This is a genomic window from Mycoplasma leonicaptivi ATCC 49890 (assembly GCF_000622205.1).
Lineage (GTDB): Bacteria > Bacillota_I > Bacilli_A > Mycoplasmatales > Metamycoplasmataceae > Mycoplasmopsis > Mycoplasmopsis leonicaptivi.
This window is the reverse complement of record NZ_KK211411.1, coordinates 1-2,686: the sequence shown is the minus strand read 5'-3', so window position 1 is coordinate 2,686 and position 2,686 is coordinate 1. Positions and strand designations below refer to the sequence as shown.

At 17.3% G+C, this 2,686-nt stretch carries 4 protein-coding genes; all 4 read left to right on the top strand.

The window, feature by feature from the left end; genetic code table 4:
- The first annotated feature begins 338 nt into the window (after positions 1–338).
- Positions 339–491: a hypothetical protein gene (locus tag BU00_RS05160; protein ID WP_156926450.1), complete on the top strand. Its 153-nt coding sequence runs from the start codon at positions 339–341 to the stop codon at positions 489–491.
- Between the two features lie 3 nt (positions 492–494).
- Positions 495–1,247: a class III lanthionine synthetase LanKC N-terminal domain-containing protein gene (locus BU00_RS04925; RefSeq protein ID WP_027121592.1), complete on the top strand. Its 753-nt coding sequence runs from the start codon at positions 495–497 to the stop codon at positions 1,245–1,247.
- Positions 1,248–1,333: 86 nt separating this feature from the next.
- Positions 1,334–2,344, top strand: coding sequence for a hypothetical protein (locus BU00_RS0104195; protein ID WP_027121591.1), 1,011 nt, complete (start codon positions 1,334–1,336; stop codon positions 2,342–2,344).
- Positions 2,328–2,686: hypothetical protein (locus BU00_RS04845; RefSeq protein WP_036459154.1), on the top strand; the 359-nt coding region annotated here is incomplete at its 3' end. The genes BU00_RS0104195 and BU00_RS04845, both read left to right, overlap by 17 nt.

Sequence of the window (2,686 nt, the reverse complement as noted above, 5' to 3'; positions counted from 1 at the left end):
TTATACAAAAAATAAACAAAATTTATTTTTTGTATAAAATTTATGTATTACTATTTTTTTTGATGGTAACTTGCATCGTGACTTTTAAAATAACAATAGTAAAAATAATTTAACAAGAAAGAATTTTAATATATAATTTAAACCATAAAAAGGAGAAACAATGAACAACTATTCAATTAATATTAAAATTAAATCAAATAAAGCTATTTTTATTAATAGTTGTTTTTTAGTTTCAAGTAATACATAATAAATTATTTTTCATAATTTAGTATTTGCCATTTACTTGAAATATAGTAAGTGGTTTTTTATATATTTATTTTTTAAAAAAAGGAGAAAAAATGCAAGAATTACACAATTATAATTTTATTGATATAGATACACTTAACACAATTTCAGTTGTTAATGATGAAGGGTTTTATTCACCTATTGAAGCAATAAATAATTTAACAATTCTTTGTTCATATAAAATAACAATAATCTGTAAATCTTAAAATATGTTTAATAAACTAAAAAATTTTACTATCATTGATCAAGATATTTTTAGAAATTTTAAGTCAAAAAAATATGATTTGCCAGATTATGGTTGAAAAATACATATCTCGGCACACGAAAAAAACTGCAAAGAAATATTAAAAATATCAAAGCAGTTTTTAATTAAAAATAACATTTCATTTAAATACATTAAAAAAATTAAAAAAATTAAGGAAATTTTATCCACAAGAAAACCAGATAATCTAATTGGTAAATTTATTACTATATATCCTGAAAATGAAAAACATGCTAATTTTATATTAAAGAATTTATATAAAAAAATTAAGAAATTCACTGCACCACTAACATTTTCTGATAGACAATACAAAGGAAGCATACTTCATTATAGATATGGTGGTATTACAAAGATAGACAATCTACACAAATACGTTATTAAAAGATATAAACCAGAAAATATATCAGATCCATTTCAAAAGAAACAAAAAACCAATAATTTTATAAATAATTATAAAATATTAGGTCTTATAGATTTTGATTCATTTAGTAACATTTGATTAGTTGAAAAAGATAAAAAAATGTTCGTTTTAAAAGAAAGTAAAAAATTTTTCTTTGGAGGTTTATCAAACAAAACAAGAAAAAATGAATTTGTTTTGTGTAAAAAATTAGTGAAAGATTTTTTCCTAAATCATTTAAGTCATGAAGTAATAAACATAGTTATTTTTATTTATTTGAATTTAAAAAAGGTGAAAAATTAAATATTATTAAAGATCAATTTAATTTTCTTTTTGATTATGAAAATAGTAATATAGATATTTTTTTCAATTTATTAAATGAAATTAAATTGTTTTTAAATTCTAAAAATAAAAATAATTTAATATTAAATGATATTAAAACAGATAATTTTATACTTGATAAAAAAGAAAATAATTTGTCTTTTATAGACCTTGAGAATTCATTTAAAAAGAATCAAATATTTAAATCAAAGATAAAAAATGAATATGAAAATAAAATAAAATCAAATTTAGAAGCAGATAATAAAAAAATCTTTTTTATGTTTTTAGATTTTTTCTTTGACTATAAAATACAATCCAAAATAAATATTAATAGTTATTTATTTGAAATAACAAAATATAAAAATAATGAATTTGTGTTTAATTTTATAAAAATATTATTTTCAATATTTGGTGAAAAATTTAATACAAATTTAAACTTAACCAAAAAACATAATAAAAAATTGTTTATGTTTTTTAATAAAAATAATTGTTCCAAAATTATGAAATTTAAGAACTTAACAGATATATTTAACACAATTAACGAATATTTGTTCAGTGATAATTTTAATTTTAGAGAAACTTTAAAAAATATAGAAAATCATAACTATATAAAAAGTAAAGAATATATTAGTATCTGATTTGAGAATATAGTAAAGGATATAAATCCACAAAATTATTTTTATAAAAACAATAATTACTATACCCCGTATCTTTTAGACGGTACATCAGGAATTATTTATATTATTCTTTATTTTTCTTATAAGTTTAATGATTTAACTTTTTTAAATCAATTAGAAAAAATAATAATAAGTTTTTCTAAAATACTTACAAGAAAATTGAGTTTAGGTTTAGGAATCACTGGTATTTGGTTAATTATTTACTTATATTACAAAGTTCTTAATAATAAATGCAATATTATAAAATTAGATAATTTATCATACATAGGAATGTTTATTGTTAATAATAAACTCAAAGATTATAATTTTGAAGAAATGAAAAATAGTTTTATAAATGGTTATGTAGGAATATATTATTTATATTTATTATTATTAAAGGAGGAAAATGAAAAAATATTTTAATTCAAACAAAATAATGATTATTTCTTTATTTTTATTTTATATTTTAATTATTTTGTCAAGTTCATTAATAACGTTTTTTATCACACAATTATTAAATAACTTAGATAAAGGAGATAGACATAGTTTAATTCTTAATATAGTTATTACTTCAGTATTAACAATTATTTTATTATCCGCTAAAACAATAAATATGTTTTTATTAAATAAATGAAATATTTTTATTAATCAAAATTTAAATAAAGACTTTATTAATAAAATAAGCAATATAAATAGTTATGAAATAGAAATTAATAAGGAAGGGAAATATTTAGCGTGGATTAAGTATAGGATTCCTGAATTAAG